The sequence below is a fragment of the Variovorax sp. Varisp85 genome (assembly GCF_047304045.1).
Lineage (GTDB): Bacteria > Pseudomonadota > Gammaproteobacteria > Burkholderiales > Burkholderiaceae_C > Variovorax.
In genome coordinates this window covers 50,733-64,144 of record NZ_JBGLYN010000004.1, presented here as the reverse complement: position 1 = coordinate 64,144, position 13,412 = coordinate 50,733, and the positions used below count along the sequence as shown (strand labels likewise).

14 protein-coding genes are annotated in these 13,412 nt (G+C 66.5%); 4 read left to right on the top strand and 10 right to left on the bottom strand.

Features of this window, described 5'->3' with window-relative positions:
* The first annotated feature begins 38 nt into the window (after positions 1-38).
* Positions 39-686, top strand: a complete 648-nt coding sequence (locus ACCC97_RS03195; RefSeq protein ID WP_007829228.1) for an FMN-dependent NADH-azoreductase — start codon at positions 39-41, stop codon at positions 684-686.
* 71 nt (positions 687-757) lie between these two features.
* On the opposite strand, the gene ACCC97_RS03190 is transcribed toward ACCC97_RS03195, so the two are convergent.
* The gene (locus ACCC97_RS03190) at positions 758-1,312 is read right to left on the bottom strand and encodes an NADPH-dependent FMN reductase (RefSeq protein WP_413311623.1); all 555 of its coding nucleotides are present in this window, start codon (positions 1,310-1,312) and stop codon (positions 758-760) included.
* A 310-nt stretch (positions 1,313-1,622) separates the two neighbouring features.
* On the opposite strand from ACCC97_RS03190, the gene panE reads away from it, so the two are divergent.
* Positions 1,623-2,558: a 2-dehydropantoate 2-reductase gene (panE, locus tag ACCC97_RS03185; protein WP_413331559.1), complete on the top strand. Its 936-nt coding sequence runs from the start codon at positions 1,623-1,625 to the stop codon at positions 2,556-2,558.
* Between the two features lie 4 nt (positions 2,559-2,562).
* Positions 2,563-3,225 (top strand): aspartate/glutamate racemase family protein, encoded by a 663-nt coding sequence (locus ACCC97_RS03180; RefSeq protein ID WP_007829242.1) that lies wholly within the window; start codon positions 2,563-2,565, stop codon positions 3,223-3,225.
* Here ACCC97_RS03180 and ACCC97_RS03175 read toward each other — a convergent pair.
* Positions 3,212-4,570 (bottom strand): NAD(P)/FAD-dependent oxidoreductase, encoded by a 1,359-nt coding sequence (locus ACCC97_RS03175; RefSeq protein ID WP_007829243.1) that lies wholly within the window; start codon positions 4,568-4,570, stop codon positions 3,212-3,214. The two genes, ACCC97_RS03180 and ACCC97_RS03175, sit on opposite strands and share 14 nt — an antisense overlap.
* Positions 4,571-4,707: 137 nt before the next feature.
* Between ACCC97_RS03175 and ACCC97_RS03170 the strand changes: the two genes are divergently transcribed.
* The gene (locus tag ACCC97_RS03170; protein WP_413331558.1) at positions 4,708-5,676 is read left to right on the top strand and encodes an alpha/beta hydrolase family protein; all 969 of its coding nucleotides are present in this window, start codon (positions 4,708-4,710) and stop codon (positions 5,674-5,676) included.
* Between the two features lie 10 nt (positions 5,677-5,686).
* Here ACCC97_RS03170 and ACCC97_RS03165 read toward each other — a convergent pair whose 3' ends face one another.
* The 8 genes from ACCC97_RS03165 to ACCC97_RS03130 form a co-directional block, all read right to left on the bottom strand.
* Positions 5,687-7,546, bottom strand: a complete 1,860-nt coding sequence (locus ACCC97_RS03165; RefSeq protein ID WP_042672785.1) for a family 2A encapsulin nanocompartment cargo protein cysteine desulfurase — start codon at positions 7,544-7,546, stop codon at positions 5,687-5,689.
* Positions 7,547-7,621: 75 nt separating this feature from the next.
* Positions 7,622-8,554: a family 2A encapsulin nanocompartment shell protein gene (locus ACCC97_RS03160; protein WP_056598965.1), complete on the bottom strand. Its 933-nt coding sequence runs from the start codon at positions 8,552-8,554 to the stop codon at positions 7,622-7,624.
* 62 nt (positions 8,555-8,616) lie between these two features.
* Positions 8,617-8,886 carry a helix-turn-helix domain-containing protein gene (locus tag ACCC97_RS03155; RefSeq protein ID WP_007829247.1) on the bottom strand — a complete coding sequence of 90 codons (270 nt, stop codon included), beginning with the start codon at positions 8,884-8,886 and terminating at the stop codon, positions 8,617-8,619.
* Positions 8,883-9,794 (bottom strand): serine O-acetyltransferase EpsC, encoded by a 912-nt coding sequence (epsC, locus tag ACCC97_RS03150; protein ID WP_007829248.1) that lies wholly within the window; start codon positions 9,792-9,794, stop codon positions 8,883-8,885. Before epsC ends, ACCC97_RS03155 begins: the two co-directional genes overlap by 4 nt.
* 34 nt (positions 9,795-9,828) lie before the next feature.
* Positions 9,829-10,308: a rhodanese-like domain-containing protein gene (locus ACCC97_RS03145; RefSeq protein ID WP_007829249.1), complete on the bottom strand. Its 480-nt coding sequence runs from the start codon at positions 10,306-10,308 to the stop codon at positions 9,829-9,831.
* 554 nt (positions 10,309-10,862) lie between these two features.
* The gene (locus tag ACCC97_RS03140; RefSeq protein ID WP_007829250.1) at positions 10,863-11,078 is read right to left on the bottom strand and encodes a TOBE domain-containing protein; all 216 of its coding nucleotides are present in this window, start codon (positions 11,076-11,078) and stop codon (positions 10,863-10,865) included.
* Between the two features lie 62 nt (positions 11,079-11,140).
* Positions 11,141-12,427 carry an O-acetylhomoserine aminocarboxypropyltransferase/cysteine synthase family protein gene (locus ACCC97_RS03135; RefSeq protein ID WP_413311604.1) on the bottom strand — a complete coding sequence of 429 codons (1,287 nt, stop codon included), beginning with the start codon at positions 12,425-12,427 and terminating at the stop codon, positions 11,141-11,143.
* Between the two features lie 151 nt (positions 12,428-12,578).
* On the bottom strand, positions 12,579-13,409 hold the full coding sequence (locus ACCC97_RS03130; protein ID WP_007829253.1) for an ATP-binding cassette domain-containing protein: 831 nt from the start codon (positions 13,407-13,409) through the stop codon (positions 12,579-12,581).
* Between the last annotated feature and the right edge of the window lie 3 nt (positions 13,410-13,412).

Genomic DNA, 13,412 nt, shown 5'->3' with positions numbered 1-13,412 from the left:
TGAGCGCCGACAGCCAACACAGAAAGTGATTGATTGACATGAAGCTGCTCCACATCGACTCCAGCATCCTCGGTACCAACTCCACCTCGCGCCTGCTCTCGGCCGAGGTCGTGACCGCGTGGCGCGCCGCCCACCCCGACACCGCCGTCGAATACCTCGACCTGGCCGTCGACACCCCCTCGCACTTCAGCGCCGATGCGCTGGGCATCAAGACCGGCGTGCAAGCACAGCCCACGGAAGCACAACAGCGTGAAAACGCCCTGTCCGAAAAGCTCGTGAGCCAGTTCCTGGCCTCGGACGTGATCGTCATCGGCACGCCCTTCTACAACTTCTCGATCCCGACGCAACTGAAGGCCTGGATCGACCGCCTCGCGCAGATCGGCCGCACCTTCAAGTACACCGACAAGGGCCCCGTGGGCCTGGCCGGCGGCAAGACCGTCATCGTGGCCTCGACCCGCGGCGGCATCTACTCGACCAGCGAAGGCGGCCAGGCAATGGAACACCAGGAGAGCTACCTCAAGGTGATCTTCGGCTTCTTCGGCATCACCGACGTGCGCTTCGTGCGCGCCGAGGGCGTGGCGATGGGCGACGAAGCCAGGGGCAAGGCCCTGGCCGCGGCCCGCGCCGACATCCTGGTGGCGACGGCCGAAGCCGCGAACCAGCGCGATGCCGCCATCGCAGCCTGAGTTCGCTCCCGCACCATGAAAAAAGCCGCCCGGCAGGGCGGCTTTTTTTGCTTTGCGCGGAGCAGATCAGATCAGGCTGCGTGGTTCTTGACCCAGGCCACGTACTTGTCCATCCAGCTCTGCAGGAACTTCTTCGAGCCTTCGTTGCCGATGTGGCCCTTGTCGTCGAACAGGTCGTCCTTGGCTTGCAGGAACACTTCGGGCGTGCCCATCGTGGGCACATCGAGGTAGGCCAGGATGTTGCGCAGATGCTGCTGCGCCAGCGCGGTGCCGATGGCACCCACCGAAATGCCGAGCACGCCGGCCGGCTTGCCCGCCCATGCGCTCTGGCCATAGGGGCGCGACGCATGGTCGATGGCGTTCTTCAGCACGCCGGGCACCGAACGGTTGTATTCGGGCGTGACAAACAGCAGGCCCTGAGCCGCCGCGATCTCGGTCTTGATGCGCTTCACCGCCGGCGCCTGGTTGCCGTCGTCGTCCTGGTTGTACAGCGGCAGGTCGTCGATGCGCAGGTTCTCGAAAGTGAAGTCCGCGGGTGCGAGGTGCGCCAGCGCGAGGGCCAGCTTGTGGTTGTACGAATCCTTGCGCAGGCTGCCGACAATGACGGCGATCCGGGTCTGGGCCATGGACGAAACTCCTTGTGTGAGGGGTTGGAATGACGGACACGATTATGCGAAGCGCCCAAGACCTTATCTGGAAAAGCCCATGCGGTGCCGGGCGTACGGCGTCGAATTGAACCGCATTCCGCCAACCCCATCAAGGCGCAGGACGCTCCCGTGACCCGGTCCTCTTCTTCGCACTGCGCCCCCAAGGCGCACGCCTGATGCGGCCCTTTGCCCGCCAGCGACTGCTGGAGAAGGCGACGGCGCAAAGCAGCCTCGCGCGAACGAAGGCATCATCGCTTCCGATCTTTTTTTGGCTCAGGAGCGACACGCGATGAGATTTCTGGTGGTGGGTGCCGGCGCACTCGGTGGTTATTTCGGCGGCCGTCTGCTGGAGGCGGGGCGAGACGTCACCTTCCTGCTGCGCCCGCGCCGTGCGGCACAGCTCGCAAAAACCGGGCTGGTGGTGCAGAGTCCCTTCGGCAACCTGCAGCTGCCCGCACCCAGGCACGTGCTGGCCGACGGCATCGACGGCCCCTACGATGTGGTCGTGGTCGGCAGCAAGGCCTACGACCTCGATTCGACGATGGACTCCTTCGCGCCGGCGGTCGGCCCCGACACCGTGATCCTTCCGCTGCTCAATGGCATGAGCCACCTCGACCGCCTGGCCGAACGCTTCGGCAGCGAGCGTGTGCTGGGCGGCCTGTGCATGATCTCGGCCACGCTCGACGACGAGGGCCACGTGCTGCACCTCAACGACATGCATGGGCTGAGCTACGGCGAACGCGCCGGCGGCCGCTCGGCCCGCGTAGATGCCATCGCGGCACAGTTCGCGGGTGCGAAATTCGATGCCACGGCCAGCGAGAGCATCTCGCAGGACATGTGGGAAAAGTGGGTCTTCATCGCTTCGGCAGCAGGCCTCACGAGCTTGATGCGCGCGTCCATTGGCGACATCGTGAGCGCCGGCGGGCAGGACGTGGCGCTGTCGATCTTCGACGAGTGCTGCGCCATCGCCGCGCACAAAGGCTTTGCGCCCCGCCCCGCCGCCGTGCAGCGCGGGCGCGCCATCATGACGGCCGCCGGCTCGCCGATGACGGCGTCGATGTACAAGGACATGGTGCGCGGCGCGGCGGTCGAGGCGGATCACATCGTCGGCGACCTGCTGAGCCGCGCGGCGCCAAGTAATTCGCCAGTGCCGACGGTGCTGCGCACCGCATACGTCCACCTCAAGGCCTACGAAGCGCAACGCGCCCGCACGGCGAGCGCCTGAGGCCATGCGCGACGCGCTGGCGTTCCTGCACACGGCACACGTGCATGTGCCGACCTTCGAGCGGCTGGCGAGCGAGATCGCGCCCGCCCTGCGCGTGCGGCATTCGGTGCGGGAGGACCTGCTGGCCGATGCGCGCGTGGTGGGCCTCGATGACTCGGGGCTCGTGACACGCGTTCACGACGCCATGCGCGAAGCCGCATCCGGCGGTGCTGCGGTCGTCGTCTGCACCTGCTCGACCATTGGCGCCATCGCGGAACGAACAGCTCCGAGCGGCGCGTTCAAGGCCATGCGCATCGATCGCGCCATGGCCGACCGCGCTGTGCGCGCCGGGCCGCGCGTGCTGATCGTGGCGGCGCTCGAAAGCACGCTTGCGCCTACAGAGGCCTTGATTCTCTGCGCTGCGGAGAACGCGAGCGTCACGGTGCAGCCAGACGCATTGCTCGTCGAAGAAGCCTGGCCCTATTTCGAAGCCGGCGACGGCACGCGCTACATCGAGGCCCTGGCCCGTTCGATCCGCGCTGCGTCAGGCAGGGCTGACGTCGTCGTGCTGGCACAGGCCTCGATGGCCCCCGTGGCCGCCCTGCTCGCGGACCTCGGCATCGACGTACTCAGCAGCCCCGCACTGGGCGTTGAACGCGCAGTAGCGCTGGCGGCTACTCCGACTTGAGGATCGTCTCCCCCTTCAACATGCCCATGTCCCGGATGTTGAAGCGATGCCGCTTCCAGCCCTCCCAGGTCCGCCGCATGTGCGTGACCGAGATGAAATAGTACAGAACCTTGAACATGCCGAGCGGCCCCCGCATCGGCGTGCCGCGGTAGATGTCGCCGGCCAGCAGCGACATCAGCCCCTCCTTCACGCGGAAGGGGTTGCCCGGGTGCATGAACATGTCGCGGATGGTCGGGTTGGTCACGCGGTAGATGAACCACGAGTACTCGCTCGGGCCCTTGCGCATCATGGCCTCGAAGTCCTTGCGTGCGGCCGCCAGCTCGGTGGGCCGATCGAGCGCCTTTGCCACCAGTTCGGCGCCGTCGAAGGCGCTGTGCATCGCGAGGTACACGCCCGAGGAAAACATCGGGTCGATGAAGGTGAAGGCGTCGCCCAGCAACAGGTAGCGATCGCCCGTGGCATGCGTGCTCGAATACGAGAAATTGCCGGTGGCGTGCACCGCATCGTCGACCAGCGTGGCGTTCTTCAGGCGTTCCACCAGCACCGGACAGGTCGCGATGGTGTCGTAGAAGAACTCCTTCAGCGGCTTGTCGCGCGTCTTCAGGTAGTACGGCCAGCACACCGCGCCCACGCTGGTGGTGCCGTCGGCCAGCGGAATGAACCAGAACCAGCCATGCGGGAACCAGCAGATGCTGATGTTGCCTTCCTTCTTGCCCTCCAGCCGCTCGGCGTTCGTGAAGTGGCCGAACAGCGCGGTGCTGTTGTGGTCGGGGTTCTTTTCCTTGCAGCGGAACTTGTTGGCCAGCAGCGTGTCGCGGCCGGTGGCATCGACCACGAAGCGGGCGCGCCAGCTGCGGCGTGCGCCGTCGTCCATCTCGGCTCGCACCGTGGCGCCGTCGGCATCGAAGGCCACGTCGCGCACCTTGCAGCCTTCGATCGTCTGCGCGCCGCGCGCGGCCGCGTTGCGGAACAGCAGTTCGTCGAGCTCCGAACGGCGCACCTGCCAGGCGGAGTCGAGCGACTTGTCCATCCCTTCGGCAAAGTCCACGTAGCTGCGGTGCTCGTGCTCGGGCGAGACGAACTCGATGCCGAACTTGGGCATGCCGATCTTCTCGACCTGGTCGCGCACGCCGAGCTTGTCGAACAATTCGACGTTCGCGGGCAGCAGCGATTCGCCGATGTGAAAACGCGGATGGTGTTCCTTCTCGACCAGCACCACCTTGCGGCCCTGCTGCGTCAGCAGCGCCGAAATCGTCGACCCGGCGGGGCCGCCGCCGATCACGAACACGTCGCAGGATTCTGGAGAACTGGAAACGCCGGGGGAGGAAACCTGAGGCTGGGACATGCGAAGACAAGCTGCGTTGTTGACAGCGACAGAGCATAGCGCGCTCGCATCGCCCGACGCAAAACGGGCTGGTCGCATGGGTCGGGAGACGGCACACTTGTGCCCCACCATCCCTTGCCCTTGAGGCATTGCACGCCATGTTCCTGCATCGCCTTGCCTTGGCTGCCGCGCTCTGCCTGACTGCCGCATGGAGCCATGCGGCGGGCTTCAGCTTCATCGAAGTCCCGGCCGACAAGGACGGGCCGGCCTTGCGTGGCGCGGTGTGGACACCTTGCGAGACGGCGCCCGGCGAGATCGCGTTCGGACTGATCGCCATTTCGGCCGCCAGGGATTGCCCCATCGCCGGCACGAAGCTCCCGCTGGTGCTGATGTCGCATGGCTCGGGCGGCTCGTTCCTGGGTCACCACGACACCGCCGCCGCGCTGGCCGATGCCGGCTTCGTGGTCGCCGCCATCAACCACCCGAACGACAACTTCCAGGATCTCGAACGTCGGGGCCATCTCTCGACGCTGGCCGCGCGGCCGGTCGACATGCGGCGGCTGACCGACCACATGCTCGGCGCATGGCCCGCGCGCGAGAAGCTCGCCGCCGACCAGGTCGGCTTCTTCGGCTTCTCCCGCGGTGGCTTCACCGGCCTCGTGGCGACGGGCGCGGTGCCTGACTTCAGGCTCGGCCTGCGCTTTTGCACGCCGACATCGAAGATTCCGTTCTGCGGACAGATCCAGCGCCAGGAGCTGCCTGCGCCTCCGGTGCGCGATGCGCGCATCAAGGCCGCCGTCATCGTCGATCCGCTGAGCTTCTTCGACGCCGAGGGGTTGAATCAGGTCGCGGTGCCCGTCCAGCTTTGGGCCTCTGCCCGTGGCGGCGACGGGGTGACTCCGGACGACGTGGAAGCCATCCGCCGCAACCTTCCCGTGCCGCCGGACTGGCACGTGGCCGCGAACGCCGGGCACTTCGCGTTTTTGGCGCCCTGCGCGCCCGCCATGGCCAAGGCCCTGCCGGAGATCTGCAACGACGGCGCCGGCTTCGACCGCTCCGCCTTCCATGCGGACTTCAATGCCAGGGTGCTCGCCTTTTTCAGGCAGCACCTCACATCGAAGCCCTGATCCGGCCGCGCTACCGCGTGCGCCGCTGGCCAGCCAGTCGCCGTACCACCGCCACCAGCCGGTCGATTTCGTCGAAGGTGTTGTAGAACGCCAGCGACGGCCGCACTGTGGTCTCGACGCCGAAGCGCCGCAGGATCGGCTGCGCGCAGTGGTGCCCCGTGCGCACCGCAATGCCCTCGTCGTTGAGCGCGTGGCCCACCTCCTCGGTGCTGTAGCCGTCGAGCACGAAGGACATCACGCTGGCCTTGTCGGCCGCCGTGCCGATCAGCCGCACACCCGCAATCGCACCGAGCTGCGCCATGCCGTACAGCAGCAGGTCGTGTTCGTAGCGCGCGATGTTCTCGATACCGACCTTGTTGACATAGTCGATGGCGGCGCCTAGCCCCACGGCGTCGGCAATGTTGCCGGTGCCGGCCTCGAACTTGTTCGGGATCGGCTGGAACACGGTCTTCTCGAAGGTCACGTCGGCAATCATGTTGCCGCCGCCCTGCCAGGGCGGCATGTCTTCGAGCACCTCGCGCTTGCCCCAGATCACGCCGATGCCGGTGGGGCCGAAGACCTTGTGGCCCGAGAACACGAAGAAGTCGGCTCCGATGTCCTGCACGTCCACGCGCATGTGCGACACCGATTGCGCGCCGTCGACCAGCGCCTTCGCGCCCGCGCGGTGCGCCAGCTCGACGATCTCCTTCACCGGTACCACGGTGCCCAGCGCATTCGAGACCTGCGTGACTGCCACGATCTTCGTGCGGTCGTTCAGCAGCTTGCGGTATTCGTCGAGCAGCACCTGGCCCGAGTCGTCCACCGGGATCACGCGCAGCTTCGCGCCCTTGGCGGCGGCGAGCTGCTGCCAAGGGACGATGTTGGCGTGGTGTTCGAGGTTCGACACGATGATCTCGTCGCCCTCGCCCACGTGCTGCCCACCCCAGCTCTTGGCCACGAGGTTGATGGCCTCGGTGGTGCCGCGCACGAAGATCACCTCTTCGATTTCGGGTGCGTTGATGAAGCGGCGCACCCGTTCGCGCGCACCTTCGTAGGCGTCGGTAGCGCGCGCGGCCAGCTCATGGGCTGCGCGGTGGATGTTCGAGTTCTCGTGCTCGTAGAAGTACGCGATGCGGTCGATGACCGATTGCGGCTTGTGCGTGGTGGCGGCGTTGTCGAACCACACGATCTGCTTGCCGTTCACCCGCTCCTGCAGGATCGGGAAGTCGCGTCGCACGGCGTGCACGTCGAACGGCGGGTGCTGGCCGCGGCCGGCCAGTGGCACTGCATCGGGCCTGCGCGGATCAGCCTTTGCCGGCGTAACGAAGCCGTTGGGCAAACGCACCGCATCGACAAAATAGAACTGCGGCTCACTCCCTCGCCCCTCTGGGAAGAGGGTTGGGCTGAAAGGTTGCCCCGCCCCCTGATACGGCCGCTGGCCCTCACCCCAGTCCTCTTCCGGAGGGAGAGGGGGCAAGACTCCAGCGGTCGCGCCGGCCGGTGGATGCCCGTAGCTGTTGCCCACGAAGTAGAACGGCGAGGCCCCGGCATGCCGTGCAACGGGTGCGGCAGGCGCATTCGCCTGCTGCGGCACGCCCAGCACCGCACCGCCCGAGCGCGGCTCGAACGCCGGCGCCACCGACAGCACGCTGTCCGGCACGCCATTGCCTGCCACCGCATGCGGCCGCAAGGCCGGCGCGCGGTTCGCGAGCGAGGGCAGTTGCGTGGGTGATGCCGGCAGCAAGTTGGCGCCCGGAATCTGCCCTTGCGGAACCGGCGTGCCCGGCACGCTCGGCCCGAAGCCCGCAGGGCTTGCCAGCGGCGAACCCGGTGGCGCGACGTTGGCGGGAAACTGCGCGCCCGGCACCTCGGAGAACATGGCGCTCGCCATGCGCGCGAGGATGGCCGGGTCGAACGGCGCGTCGGGCGCCTCGCCCGGAATCGATGGAGTGCTGCTCACCGCGGCTTACTTGTAGGTGTCGGGATAGTCGTGGTACTTGCCGATCTCGACGTCGTCGAGCACGGCCAGCGCGTCGGTGGTCAGCACCGCGAGCGAGCAGTACAGCGAGATCAGGTAAGACGCGATCGCGTGATTGTTGATGCCCATGAAGCGCACCGACAGCCCCGGGCCCTGCTCGCCCGACAGACCCGGCTGGAACAGGCCCACCACGCCCTGGCGCTTGTCGCCCACGCGCAGCAGCAGGATCTTGCTCTTGCCGTCGGCCACCGGCACCTTGTTCGACGGAATCAGCGGAATGCCGCGCCAGGTGATGAACTGCGAACCGAACAGGCTCACAGTCGGCGGCGGCGTGCCGCGGCGCGTGGCTTCGCGCCCGAAAGCGGCGATGGCCAGCGGGTGCGTGAGGAAGAATGCCGGCTCCTTCCACACCTTGGTCAACAGCTCGTCGAGGTCATCAGGCGTGGGCGCACCGGTCAGCGGGAAGATGCGCTGCTCTTCCGTCACTTGCGCCAGCAGGCCGTAGTCGGGGTTGTTGATGAGCTCGCTCTCCTGGTTCTCCTTGATCGTCTCGATCGTGAGGCGCAGCTGCTCCTTGATCTGGTCGTGCGGGCTGCTGTAGAGGTCGGAGATGCGGGTGTGCACGTCGAGCACGGTGCTCACGGCATTGAGGTAGTGCTCGCGCGGGCTTTCTTCGTAGTCGACGAAGGTGCGCGGCAGCTGGTTTTCTTCTTCGCGCGAGGTGCAGGTGACCTTGATCGATTCGGGATTCTTGACCTTGTTCACGCGGTAGATGCCGGCCTCCACCGGCACCCATTGCAGCAGGTGCGTCAGCCAGCGCGGGCTGATGGTTTCGAGCTGGGGGACTGTCTTGGTGGCATTGGCCAGCTGGCGTGCGGCGTTGTCGCCAAGGGCGGTGATACCACCGACTGTTGCGCTCATGAATCAAGGCTCCGTGTTGAGAAGAAAGTGGCCGCCAGTGTCCGGTAGCCACGGGTTTTCCCTCAACAGGCTATAGCCGCCAAGTTGATCCTTCGCGCAAGACGCGATTGTTCCAACTGCTCGCAGCGCATGAGCAGGCCGACCATGTTGATGCCGAGCGCGGTGGCCAGCTTCTGCGCGGTAACGATCGACGGGATGACGCGGCCGCGTTCGATCTCGCCCACGTAGGAGCGGTTCAGATCGGAGCGCTCGGCCAGCTCCTCCTGCGACCAGCCCTCGCCTTCGCGCAGCTGGCGGATGGTCACGCCGAAGTCTTCGACGAATGCTTTCATGCGCCACCCTTCGGTGCGTTCTGCAGGCTGGCCTGCGTGATGCTCGCACCCGGTTTCACGTCGTCGGTGATCCAGACGTTGCCGCCGATGACCGCGCCCTTGCCAAGCGTGACGCGGCCGAGAATGGTCGCGCCCGCGTAGATGACCACGTCGTCTTCCACCACCGGATGCCGCGGCAGCCCCTTCTGCAGGTTGCCCTCGGTGTCGATCGGAAAACGCTTGGCACCGAGCGTCACGGCCTGGTACAGCCGCACGCGCTTGCCGATGACCGCCGTCTCGCCGATCACGACGCCAGTGCCATGGTCGATGAAGAAGCCCGCGTCGATCTGCGCGCCCGGGTGGATGTCGATGCCCGTCTGCCCGTGCGCCAACTCGGCCACGATGCGTGCCAGCAGCGGCAGGCCGAGCTTGTAGAGTTCGTGCGCAAGGCGATGGTGGATCATCGCGAGCACGCCGGGGTAGCACAGCAGCACCTCGTCGACGCTGCGCGCGGCCGGGTCGCCCTGGTAGGCCGCGAGCACGTCGCTGTCGAGCAGGCGGCGCAGTCCGGGCAGCGCGTTCGCGAACCGGCGCACGGCCTCGGTGGCGATGTCATCGACCTCGTGCGCGGGGCGCGGCTCGTGGCGCGCGTTGTAGTTGAGTTCGAGCCGTGCCTGCGCCAGCAGCGCCTGCAGGGCCGCATCGAGCGTGTGGCCGACGTAGAAGTCTTCACTCTCGTGGCGCAGGTCCGGCGGGCCCAGCCGCATCGGAAAGAGCGCACCTTTCAGCGACTCGACGGTCTGCGCAAGCGCATCGCGCGACGGAAACTCGCGTGCGCCGGGCTCGCGCGAGCGGCGCTGCGAGTCGCGCCACTCGTCGCGCACGCTGTGCAGCGCACGCACGATGTCGCTCACTTCGAAATGGGCCATGTGTGTTTCTCCCTGGAAGATGTGCCTGGTGCGCTCAGTCCTGCACCCACGGCAGGCCGTGGAAGCGCCAACCGTCGGAGCCGCCGCGATGCTGCTGCGCATCGATCTCGCCCTCGAAGCCTTCGAGCACGTTGAACACCTGCGTGAAACCCGCCTTGGCAGCGGCCTCGGCCGCCAGCGCGGACCGCTTGCCGCTGCGGCACAACAGCAGCACCACGGCCTCCTTGCCGCCGTCCTTCGCAAGCCTGGCTTCGAGTTCGCGCACGAAGCGGGGGTTGCGCGTGAGCGCCGTACCGGTGGCCCACGCCACGTGCAGGCTCTCGCGCACATGGCCGACGAACTTGCGTTCTTCACCCGAGCGCACATCGACCAGCACGGCCAGGCCCTTCTGCACCAACTCCCAGGCCACCGGTGGCGTCACGCCGCCGGCGTAAGGCAAATTGCTTTCGGTGGCCTTGGCGCGCGCCTGTTCCAGTGCTTCGGGCAAGACGAGTTCTTCAACTTCCACTGACATGCTGTGCGGCTCCTGTTGTGCGTTGGATTCGCCTTGATGGCGATGGCCACCACTGTAGGAGCCCGGGGCGCAAGCTCAAACAACCGAAAAGTCGGTTCCTAACAACCAGACGTTGTATAGCCGCATGTCAGGCAGCGGCTCCCGCGGTGGCGGCGCGCACGGCCGGCGCGGTCTGATCCACGCTCTGCTTTCAGGAACACCGCCAGGTTCGAGTTGGGCGTTCGCCTCGAAGATGTTGATCCTCCCTGTGGGCTCAACTCCGATGACGATGATCTTTCCATTTCTGAAAGTCACGGAAGCGTCACCTGAACACGACATCGGAGCAATCCAGGAGATCCTTGTTCTCCCACACAGACCCACTGGAGGGTTCGACGACTTCGATCTTCTTTACTGAATCAAGCGGATACCGCTTGTCAGCCGCGTGGACCAGGGCGCCTGTTGCAGCTGCAACCAACGCCGCCATGCCCCGCAGATCGCTGCAAGCACACACCCTCGAAAACGAAAAAACCCGGCGCCAAAGCGGCGCCGGGTCATCGCAGATGCCCGAGGGTCCGTCAGAGCTTCGCGATCGAAACCTCGGTCGACTTCACGAGCGCGACCACGTCGGAGCCCACCTTCAGCTGCAGCTCGTCGACCGAGCGCGTGGTGATGACCGAGGTGACGATGCCCCAGGCGGTCTCGACGTCGACTTCGGAGACGACGTCGCCGCGGATGATCTCGCGGACCTTGCCCTTGAACTGGTTGCGCACGTTGATGGCTTGGATGGACATGATGTTTCTTTCTCTTTCAGGTTGAAGGAATGATCGGGATGGGTAAAACAGGAGCGATGCGATCACCTGGCCGCGGCCAAGGCCTGTTCGAGGTCGGCGATCAGGTCGTCGATGTGCTCGATGCCGACCGACAGGCGAACTGTGTCCTCCGTGACGCCGGCCTTGGCAAGCTCTTCGGGCGACAACTGCCGGTGCGTGGTCGATGCGGGGTGCGTGGCCAGCGAGCGCACGTCGCCGATGTTCACGAGGCGCGTGAAGAGCTTCAGCGCATCGAGGAACTTCGCCCCGCCCTCGCGACCGGCGCCGATGCCGAAGGTCAGCACGCCGCTGGAACGGCCGCCGAAGTACTTCTTCGCCAGCGCATGGTCGGCATGGTCTTCGAGCGCCGCGTAGTTCACCCAGTTGACGGCCTTGCTCTGCTTGAGGTGCTGCGCCACCGCCAGTGCATTGCTGCTGATGCGGTCCATGCGCAGCGCCAGCGTCTCGATGCCCTGCAGGATCAGGAAGGCGTTGAACGGCGAGATGGCCGCGCCCGTGTTGCGCAGCGGCACCACGCGTGCGCGGCCGATGTAGGCGGCCGCGCCCAGCGCCTCGGTGTAGACCACGCCGTGATAGCTCACGTCGGGTTCGTTCAAGCGCCTGAAGCGCTGCTTGTGCTCCGCCCACGGGAACTTGCCCGAATCGACGATGGCGCCGCCGATGCTGGTGCCGTGGCCCCCCAGGTACTTGGTGAGCGAATGCACCACGATGTCGGCGCCGTGCTCGATGGGTCGGCTCAGGTACGGCGACGGCACCGTGTTGTCGACGATCAGCGGCACGCCGTGGCGGTGCGCGATCTCGGCGATGGCCGCGATGTCGGTCACGTTGCCGGCCGGGTTGCCCAACGATTCGACGAACACCGCCTTGGTCTTCTCGTCGAACAGCTTATCGAAACTCGACGGATCGCGGTGGTCCGCGAAACGCGTGGTAATGCCGAACTGCGGCAGCGTGTGGGCGAACAGGTTGTAGGTGCCGCCATACAGCGCGGTGCTGCTGATGATGTTGTCGCCCGCCTCCGCGATGGTCTGGATCGCATAGGTCACGGCCGCCTGGCCCGAGGCCAGCGCGAGCGCCGCGATGCCGCCTTCCAGCGCGGCCACGCGCTGCTCCAGCACGTCCTGCGTCGGGTTGTTGATGCGGGTGTAGATGTTGCCCGGCACCTTCAGGTCGAACAGGTCGGCGCCGTGCTGCGCGCTGTCGAAGGCGTAGGCCACCGTCTGGTAGATCGGCGGCGCGACGGCGCGGGTGGTCGGCTCGGGCGAATAGCCGGCGTGCACCGACAGGGTTTCGAATTTCCAGTTCTGCGACATGCGGATCACCTTTCAGAGTTGAAGGAAAAAGCGAGCTGGCGGATTGAATTCATCCAGGAATACCGCGGAACCGGCTCTGCCGGGCCGCTGGTATTGCCCCCAGCGAGGGGGTTGGCGGCCACACGAAGTGGGCAAGCCTGGGGGGTGAACATCAAATTGCCCAGCGCAGGGCATGGGCCGGGGGCGTGAGCCAACTGGCATCGGTGCTTTGCGCGTCGGTCTCTTCGGACTTCTGCAGCACCCTGTCGAGGATTCGTTTTTCAATCGCCGCAAAGGCAGGGTCGCCCTGCGAGCGCGGACGGGCCAGCGCGATGTTCTCGTCGAGTGCGATGCGGCCGTCTTCGATCAGGATCACGCGATCGGCCAGCGCAACGGCTTCCTGCACGTCGTGCGTCACCAGCAGCGCGGTGAAGCGGTGGTGCTGCCACAGGTTCTCGATGAGGCGGTGCATCTCGATGCGCGTCAACGCATCCAGCGCGCCCAGCGGCTCGTCGAGCAGCAGCAGGCGCGGGTGGTGCACCAGCGCGCGCGCCAGTGCCACTCGCTGGCGCTGCCCGCCCGACAGGCGTGCAGGCCATTCGTTCTCGCGGTCGGCCAACCCGACTTGCGCGAGCACTTCCTTGCCGCGCGCCTTCGCATCGTTCGACAGGCCCAGCGTCACGTTGTCGAGCACGCGGCGCCAGGGAAGAAGGCGCGCCTCCTGGAACATGATGCGGGTGTCGTCGTGCAGCCCGTTCACGGCCTTGCCGTCGGTGTAGAGCCCGCCAGAGCTCGGTTCCTCCAGGCCCGCGACGAGCCGCAGCAGCGTGCTCTTGCCGCAGCCGCTGCGCCCGACGATGGCGATGAACTGACCCGGCTCGATGGTCAACCGGGTGTTGCGCAGCACTTCGCGCGCGCCATAGCGCTTGTGCAGGCCGCGCGCTTCGAGGCGCACGCCGCCGGCGATGGCCTGGGATTGGATGTCTTTCAGAACGGCACTCATGGG

Coding starts and splice junctions, on each gene's coding strand:
- ACCC97_RS03140 (WP_007829250.1), bottom strand. CDS start 11,078: ATGTCCATCCAAGCCATCAACGTGCGCAACCAGTTCAAGGGCAAGGTC.
- ACCC97_RS03130 (WP_007829253.1), bottom strand. CDS start 13,409: ATGAGTGCCGTTCTGAAAGACATCCAATCCCAGGCCATCGCCGGCGGC.
- ACCC97_RS03175 (WP_007829243.1), bottom strand. CDS start 4,570: ATGTCCCAGCCTCAGGTTTCCTCCCCCGGCGTTTCCAGTTCTCCAGAA.
- ACCC97_RS03135 (WP_413311604.1), bottom strand. CDS start 12,427: ATGTCGCAGAACTGGAAATTCGAAACCCTGTCGGTGCACGCCGGCTAT.
- ACCC97_RS03180 (WP_007829242.1), top strand. CDS start 2,563: ATGCGCGACGCGCTGGCGTTCCTGCACACGGCACACGTGCATGTGCCG.
- ACCC97_RS03190 (WP_413311623.1), bottom strand. CDS start 1,312: ATGGCCCAGACCCGGATCGCCGTCATTGTCGGCAGCCTGCGCAAGGAT.
- ACCC97_RS03165 (WP_042672785.1), bottom strand. CDS start 7,546: ATGGCGAGCGCCATGTTCTCCGAGGTGCCGGGCGCGCAGTTTCCCGCC.
- epsC (WP_007829248.1), bottom strand. CDS start 9,794: ATGGCCCATTTCGAAGTGAGCGACATCGTGCGTGCGCTGCACAGCGTG.
- panE (WP_413331559.1), top strand. CDS start 1,623: ATGAGATTTCTGGTGGTGGGTGCCGGCGCACTCGGTGGTTATTTCGGC.
- ACCC97_RS03195 (WP_007829228.1), top strand. CDS start 39: ATGAAGCTGCTCCACATCGACTCCAGCATCCTCGGTACCAACTCCACC.
- ACCC97_RS03170 (WP_413331558.1), top strand. CDS start 4,708: ATGTTCCTGCATCGCCTTGCCTTGGCTGCCGCGCTCTGCCTGACTGCC.
- ACCC97_RS03155 (WP_007829247.1), bottom strand. CDS start 8,886: ATGAAAGCATTCGTCGAAGACTTCGGCGTGACCATCCGCCAGCTGCGC.
- ACCC97_RS03145 (WP_007829249.1), bottom strand. CDS start 10,308: ATGTCAGTGGAAGTTGAAGAACTCGTCTTGCCCGAAGCACTGGAACAG.
- ACCC97_RS03160 (WP_056598965.1), bottom strand. CDS start 8,554: ATGAGCGCAACAGTCGGTGGTATCACCGCCCTTGGCGACAACGCCGCA.